This window comes from Dolichospermum circinale AWQC131C, assembly GCF_000426905.1.
Classification (GTDB): domain Bacteria; phylum Cyanobacteriota; class Cyanobacteriia; order Cyanobacteriales; family Nostocaceae; genus Dolichospermum; species Dolichospermum circinale.
Genome location: NZ_KE384597.1, coordinates 73,946 through 80,825, shown reverse-complemented (window position 1 = coordinate 80,825; position 6,880 = coordinate 73,946). Strand labels below are relative to the sequence as shown.

8 protein-coding genes are annotated in these 6,880 nt (G+C 35.2%); 4 read left to right on the top strand and 4 right to left on the bottom strand.

What is annotated here, in order from left to right; all coding sequences use genetic code 11:
- Positions 1-61: 61 nt before the first annotated feature.
- Positions 62-199, bottom strand: coding sequence for a hypothetical protein (locus ACIR131C_RS25385; RefSeq protein ID WP_155963014.1), 138 nt, complete (start codon positions 197-199; stop codon positions 62-64).
- Here ACIR131C_RS25385 and ACIR131C_RS22025 point away from each other — a divergent pair.
- The 4 genes from ACIR131C_RS22025 (at position 198) to ACIR131C_RS0105615 (ending at position 3,242) form a co-directional block, all read left to right on the top strand.
- Positions 198-425 (top strand): DUF29 family protein, encoded by a 228-nt coding sequence (locus ACIR131C_RS22025; RefSeq protein ID WP_081677166.1) that lies wholly within the window; start codon positions 198-200, stop codon positions 423-425. The genes ACIR131C_RS25385 and ACIR131C_RS22025 overlap by 2 nt on opposite strands.
- A gap of 7 nt (positions 426-432) precedes the next feature.
- The gene (gene gntT / locus ACIR131C_RS22020; RefSeq protein ID WP_035371544.1) at positions 433-1,800 is read left to right on the top strand and encodes a guanitoxin biosynthesis MATE family efflux transporter GntT; all 1,368 of its coding nucleotides are present in this window, start codon (positions 433-435) and stop codon (positions 1,798-1,800) included.
- Between the two features lie 160 nt (positions 1,801-1,960).
- Positions 1,961-2,371 carry an NUDIX hydrolase gene (locus ACIR131C_RS0105620; RefSeq protein WP_028089410.1) on the top strand — a complete coding sequence of 137 codons (411 nt, stop codon included), beginning with the start codon at positions 1,961-1,963 and terminating at the stop codon, positions 2,369-2,371.
- 10 nt (positions 2,372-2,381) lie between these two features.
- Positions 2,382-3,242: an RIO2 family protein gene (locus ACIR131C_RS0105615; protein WP_028089409.1), complete on the top strand. Its 861-nt coding sequence runs from the start codon at positions 2,382-2,384 to the stop codon at positions 3,240-3,242.
- A 139-nt stretch (positions 3,243-3,381) separates the two neighbouring features.
- Here the strand turns inward: ACIR131C_RS0105615 and ACIR131C_RS0105610 are convergent, their stop codons facing one another.
- The 3 genes from ACIR131C_RS0105610 to ACIR131C_RS0105600 form a co-directional block, all read right to left on the bottom strand.
- Positions 3,382-4,380 carry an NAD-dependent epimerase/dehydratase family protein gene (locus ACIR131C_RS0105610; protein ID WP_028089408.1) on the bottom strand — a complete coding sequence of 333 codons (999 nt, stop codon included), beginning with the start codon at positions 4,378-4,380 and terminating at the stop codon, positions 3,382-3,384.
- A gap of 32 nt (positions 4,381-4,412) precedes the next feature.
- Positions 4,413-5,963, bottom strand: a complete 1,551-nt coding sequence (locus ACIR131C_RS0105605) for a PfkB family carbohydrate kinase (protein ID WP_028089407.1) — start codon at positions 5,961-5,963, stop codon at positions 4,413-4,415.
- A 160-nt stretch (positions 5,964-6,123) separates the two neighbouring features.
- The gene (locus tag ACIR131C_RS0105600) at positions 6,124-6,786 is read right to left on the bottom strand and encodes an SIS domain-containing protein (protein WP_028089406.1); all 663 of its coding nucleotides are present in this window, start codon (positions 6,784-6,786) and stop codon (positions 6,124-6,126) included.
- Positions 6,787-6,880: the final 94 nt, after the last annotated feature.

Here is a 6,880-nt window from a genome sequence, read left to right as displayed (position 1 = left end):
TCTGCGAGTATTTCAACTACTGGGGATAAAATATCAAGCAGTGGAACTGACAGAACCAAAATTATAGCTTAAAAAGCGATCGCTCTGGTTTCTCGACTATTGAAAAAACGATTTGGAGCGATAGAGCGATTTCTAGGTCGCGCTTCGCTATCGCAGCTATAATACTATAATAGAGTAAACAATACTTAGGTGCTTTCATGAACACCATTCATGCTCTTTACGAACAAGATTATTTCCTTTGGCTGGAAGAAACCTATAAACTACTAGAAAATAATCGCATTGAGGAATTAGATTTTTTACATTTAAAGGAGGAAATTCTCAGTTTGGGTAATGAACAAAGGCGGAAAGTTGACAGTTACCTGCGTCAATTGCTGATTCACTTATTGTTGTATAAGTATTGGAACTCTGAAATAGTAAGCTTTTAATTGACTCATGAACATAACACCTCCAGGGAAATACGACTTTATACCTCGTTTTTACCGCCTAGCTATTGTCAATATTCTCTCTAACTTGATGATCCCGCTTTCGGGTTTAATCAGTGTAGCTTTTTTAGGACATCTGCAAGAAATTGATGCCTTAGCAGGGGTTTCCATCGCTAATATCCTATTTTGCCTTTTCTACTTGACACTGGAATTTTTACGCATGGGTACGACTGGGTTAACAGCGCAAGCAGTGGGAGCAGATGACGAAGAGGCTATACTGTTAGTAGGATTACGTAATGGTACTATTGCTTTAGTTTTAGGTATTTTGATCGTAGTTTTACAGTATCCCTTGCGAGAAATAGGTTTTTCATTATTAAGCGGTGAATTTGATGTTAAAGCTGCGGGTATAGAATATTTTAATACTCGCATTTGGGGAGCGCCAGCTGTTTTACTCAACTTCGTTTTAATTGGTTGGTTACTGGGAAGAGAAAAAAGTGGTCAGGTTTTGATACTTTCAGCTATTGGTAATTTGGCCAATATGGTTTTGGACTATCTGTTTATTATCCTATGGGGTTGGGATAGCATGGGAGCAGGAATCTCTCAAGCATCTAGCCAGTATTTAATGTTATTTACTGGACTCTTCCTGTCTAGAGATAAATTCACTTGGGAAAAAATCAGCAAAGTTAGTTCACAATTAATGAATTTGGAAAATTTTAAAAGTACCGTCTCTCTGAATCGAGATATATTGTTAAGAACTATCACAGAATTATCGGTGTATACTGTTTTTAGCAATTTGAGTGCAGGACTGGGGACAGTAATTTTTACCCAAAATTCTCTACTGGCACAAATTATCAATACGAGTGTTTATTTAACCAATGGATTTGGATTTGCGACGGAGACATTGAGCGGAAATAGTAAAGGTCAAAATGCCCAATCACAGTTTATACCGATATTAAGAATATCTGTGTTTAGTAGCTTAACTAGCGGTATAATTATTTCGGCAATTTGCGTTTTCTTTCCTGAAGTTGTTTTTGGAATATTAACTAACCATACAGAAATTACTGAGGATATTCATACTTATGCTTGGTGGTTGTTCTTGGTGATCGGATTTACTTCAGTCGCGGCAATTTTAGAAGGACATTTTTTAGGTTTAACTGAGGGTAAAATTGTTCGTAACGTCAGTTTTATTTCTACAGGATTGGCTTTTATTCCATCGGTTATTGTCATCTTGTATTTTCATGACAATCATTTTCTCTGGTTGGGACTGGTCATGTTTCAGTTGGTGAAAATGAGTGCGTTGTTGATTTATTTACCAAAAACTTTGAGTAGTGATGTTGATGATGAGGTTGAAACAGTTTCTATACCTGTTGTAGAGTAAGCATTTAGCACTTTTCAGTTAAGGGTAAAAGAAGACAAACCTTTACCCTGAACCTGCGATGATATTAACAATCAAACATGAAAGATAAAAAAATATTAAGAATTTTAATTGATAATTTTTTCATTATATAATATCTACAGTTTATTGAGATACTAAGAATATGAGAGAACCACCAGGTGCTGATATTATTATTATTAATAGTCAGCAACAGGTTTTGCTGGTACTGCGAGATAATAAAAGCTCTATTCCCTTTCCTAACACTTGGGCATTACTGGGGGGATGTATAGAGGAAGACGAATCTCCGGATGCTGCTATTCACAGGGAATTAGTTGAAGAGATAGAACTAGATTTAGGAGAAGTTAATTTTTTTAAACCATACTTTTGGGCTGAATGTGATGAATATATTTTTTGGGCTAAATCAGATTTAGATATTTCCCAAATAACTTTACATGAAGGTCAAGAATTAGCGTATTTTCATCGGCAAGAACTGAAGGAATTGGAATTTGCTTCCCACTATGATCAAATTTTAGATGAATTTTTTGATTGCTTAGAGAATGGTAAGTTAAACTAGGTGAAATATCATGAATATTTTAATGACAACAGATTTACAAGATTCCCTACCCTTAAATATTGCCCAAGGCTTAAAATCGGCTTTAGCTTATTTACCTGGAGGTGAAAAGGCAAGAATAGAAAAACCTCCATCTGAGGGATTATTTAATCATATTTTATTGATTAGCACAGAATCAGAACGTTGTGTATTTCGTGCAAGACGGGATGTTACTGCTGAAGCTGGGGATGCTTATATGCAGTATATGTATGAGGCTACTGGCTTTATCCAAAATGGGGGATCTTTTAAACTGAGAAATATTGCGGAAGAAGCTGATTTTCTGAAACGGGCATTAGCTGATGGCCTACCAGTGCCAAAATTAATTCATGCGGAAGCAGATTGGATGTTAATTGAATATGTGACTGGGAAAACTTTGTTGGAATTTCTAGAAGCTGGAGAAGTAAAATTTATAGTGAATATTATCCAGGAAATGAATTTAGCCCATAGGCGGGGAATTATTTATGCTGATCGTTGGGGTGGTAATGAGATGATTGATCAGCAAGGAAATGTGAGGATGATTGATTTTGATATTGAATGGTTTTATACAGGAGGTAATGATGGCACGTTGGAAGCATTAGAAATGGCATGGACTATTTTTAATGCCATGAGAATTACCAGCCACCGAGAGGCTTTATTAAACTTAGTGGAAAGTCAAGTTGTACCATCATTAAAAACATGGAAATATGATTTTTCTAAGATGAAAAGCTTTATTGCCGGTTTGTGTAAGTTTTATCTTGACCCCAATAAGCCTAGTAATCAATGGTCTTTACCTAAAACTTTATATGTAGAAATGGCTGAACCTGGAAATCGCTTAGTGAATATGTTTAGCAGTTAATCCCAGTTGTGATTTATTACAGGAAATAGGGAGGGAATAGGGAAGTCCCTGATTAAAAACTTCCAACTCCCTATCTTGATAGAGGTAGATTTTATTTAGGGTTTTGATTTATCAAGGTTTTGGTTTTATTCAGCGAACCCTATTTAAAGTTTATTTCCTTCATCACTTTCACGTTATAGTAGCGAGAATCTGTAAGAGAATTGGGAATTTGATTAGCTTTAAATGCTGTTACTAAATCTTGGATTGCATTTTCTACTGTATGTGAAGGTACAAATCCCAGTTCTTGCTTAATTTTCTCCGAAGAAATATGATAGGAACGGGTATCATTTGTGGGTGTAGTGAAAATTTCTACAGATTCTCCAACTACCTTACGAGTCATATCGGCAATTTCTGTGACTCTATAATTCTCGTAACCAATATTAAAAATTTTGCCATCAATCGCTTCGTCTACCCATTGCAGAGATTTCACATAAACGTCGGTCATATCTTGAATATGAAGACTGGGACGTTTATTTTCACCACCAAAAACTGTAATTTTGCCGTTGTTGATAGCTTGGTTAGTGAAAATGTTGACTACTAAATCTAGTCTTTGACGAGGGGAATAGCCACATATTGATGCTGGACGCAATATTAAGGTAACAAATCCTGGTTCTCGTTTACTTAACAAGATTTCTTCACATAATGCTTTATAACGAGAATAGTCTGTTAAAGGCATTAATGGTAAGTCTTCGGTGACATTTTCTGTGTCTTTGATGCCGTAAACACTGGCGGAAGAAGCATAAATAAACCGTTTGACTCCTGCATCTTTAGCCACGTCTACTAAGTCAAAAAAGGCATCATAATTAATTGAACGGCCTAAGTCTGGATCTAATTCAAAACTAGGATCATTAGATATGCAAGCTAAATGAATAATCGCATCACATCCGGGAATGATTTTTTCTAGTAGTTGGCGATCGCGGATATCTCCTGAAATCTCTTGTAAATTAGGATCATGTTTTACTGATTTTAGTACGTCTTTGCCATAAAGATACAGGTCTAAAACCTTAACTTCATATCCAGCTTGCAGCAGTTTAGGTACTAAGATTGCACCCACATAACCAGCACCACCAGTAACAAGAACCTTTTTAATTATGTTCATTGAATTTGTCCTTTTTATATTCTAAAAATGTCTTAAAATGTGGAAATTGTTTTAGCAAATTTTAACAAGCGTCCCTTTTCTATAGGTTTTTCATTGCCTAGAATATTAGCAGCGATCGCTCCTGCTAAATTTCCTAAAAATGATCCCATCTGTATGGGTAAATCTAATTTAGCACTCAAACTTGCTAGGGCAAAAAAGGCATCTCCCGCCCCAGTAGTATCTTTGATTTGTTGTGTCATCGCTGGAGTAATTTCCATCTCTCCATTAATATTAATTCCTAAAGAACCAGTAGCAGCCAATGTTAACCAACCTTGTTGCGATCCTAAATGATATTGCAATCTTTTTAATAACTCTTCTCGATTACCATAACGATTAGAAAATGCTAAACGAATTTCTTGCTCATCTACACAAAATGTATCTGCTCGCCGATATTTACTAATTAGATTATAACCGTAATTGGCACTATTTGTTTGACAGTTCAAAGCTAAAAATGGTGCTTGGGATCGAATTAATTCCATTGCTTCTGCATCAATTAATCCATGTCCATAATCAGCTAAAACTACTAAATCACAGGTTTTTAAAAGCTTTTCCCATGATTCTAAAAGTTTTTCTCGGTCTGTATTGTCTAGTCCTTCTTCGTTCATGGAGTTAATGGCAAATAGTTGTGTGTAACTATTTGTTTTTTCCTGGTTTTCGATATAACGACGCTTTGTGACTGTAGAATAATGTTCTGCACAATGTAAATTCAGATGCACTTCCCCATCAATATGATTAGCAATTAAATGATGTACATCTGATTCATTACCAATAGCACTAGCTAGGGTAACAGATTTAGCAAAACTACTTAAATGACGAGCAATGGCAAAAACTCCTCCTAAGTGTTGTTCTTTTTTGATAAAACGAGTTGATGGCGCTCTTCCTTTGGAGGTTAAACCCTGTACTTGGCAATGGACAAATTCATCAATAATGATATCTCCTAACACTAAAACGTTAAGATTATTCATTTTATCTACAGCATTTATAATGTCTTGAAAATCAAATTTTTTACTAAGCTCTGTCGCGTATTTTTTTAAATCTGGTGAGATGACATCAAGATAATTATTAATCAGCTTAGTGGAGCTAAATGTAATTTCTTGGGTATAGCGAATGTCACCACCAAAAGCTCTGACTTGTGCAATTTCTTTTTCAATATTGTGGGTGACATCTTTTTCTGTTTCTGCATATTCATCACCCTTGCAGTAAATATGAGGACGGACTTTTTCAATTACTTCTAATGCTGTTGCTGCTGGGGTTAAAATTACATAGTCAACACAAGCTAATGCACCTATAGAATTAACACGCAAGTTATCAGAAAATATTGGTCTTCCTGGTCCACGATTAATATAAGGAGTAGCAGTTAAAGAAACTACTAATAAATCTCCCATTGCTTTAGCTGCTTGTAAATGGGCAATGTGTCCGGGGTGCAGTAAGTCAAATACACCATTACAAAGAACTATTTTCTTTCCTGTTTGATGATAGACAGCAAATACTTCTGAACAGGTTTCAAAGTCTAGGGTTTTTTCTGTATGTATTCCTAATTTCATTGTTGATATTGTGACAAAAATGTGAACAATTCAAAATTCGCATCAATATTTGCAAAATTTCGTCTGTAACACTTAGGATGTACTCTGAGTTTCCCAGGTTAATGAAGTTTCTATATTTTGTAAAAAATCACAGGAAATTATTAACAGGGTTAGAAAATTTTCAGATATACAGATTTTCAGACATTTTTACTTCATCTAAACCGAGATATTTATCTACATCCATACTAGGTAAAGAACCTTTAATCAAACCATCAAGAATGCAGTGACAAATAGATAAGTGCATAATTTCTGCAAAACCATAGGACATGGTGGGAACATAAAAATTAATATGTCCTAATTGACGTAAAGGGTTATTAGTTTGAAAAGATGAAAGTGTAATCACATAACAATTCATTTCTAAGGATTGGTAAACACCTGAAAGGATATTTTTTGATTCTCCTGAACTGCTAATGGCAAATAAAACATCTCCAGACTGGGCAAATGTAGCAATGGGTTTGCTAAACACTTGTTCATAACCAAAGTCATTACTAATGCAGGTAAGTGAAGCACTATCGTTAAAGGAGATCGCCCGCATACTACCATTACGCCAATAATCAATCGCTTGATGACTAGCTACAGCCGCACTTCCCCCATTACCAATAAATATTATTTTAAAATCGCGCTCATTTTGGTTTTTTACTAAAGTCGCTGCTAGATTAATCCCCTCGGAATTGGTAAAAGATTTACCTTGATGATCTGTCACTTGAAAATTCTCACCCAGGGCTGCCAATTGGCGAAAGTAATGAGTAGAAAAAGGTTGAACTTGATCTTCTAATCTGTGCACAAATATTTCCAACTTGTCTAAATTGTAAACCATATCCTAATCCTATAATATTTTTTTAGTTTTCCAGCTAAAGAAAATATAAAGAATTAATTTT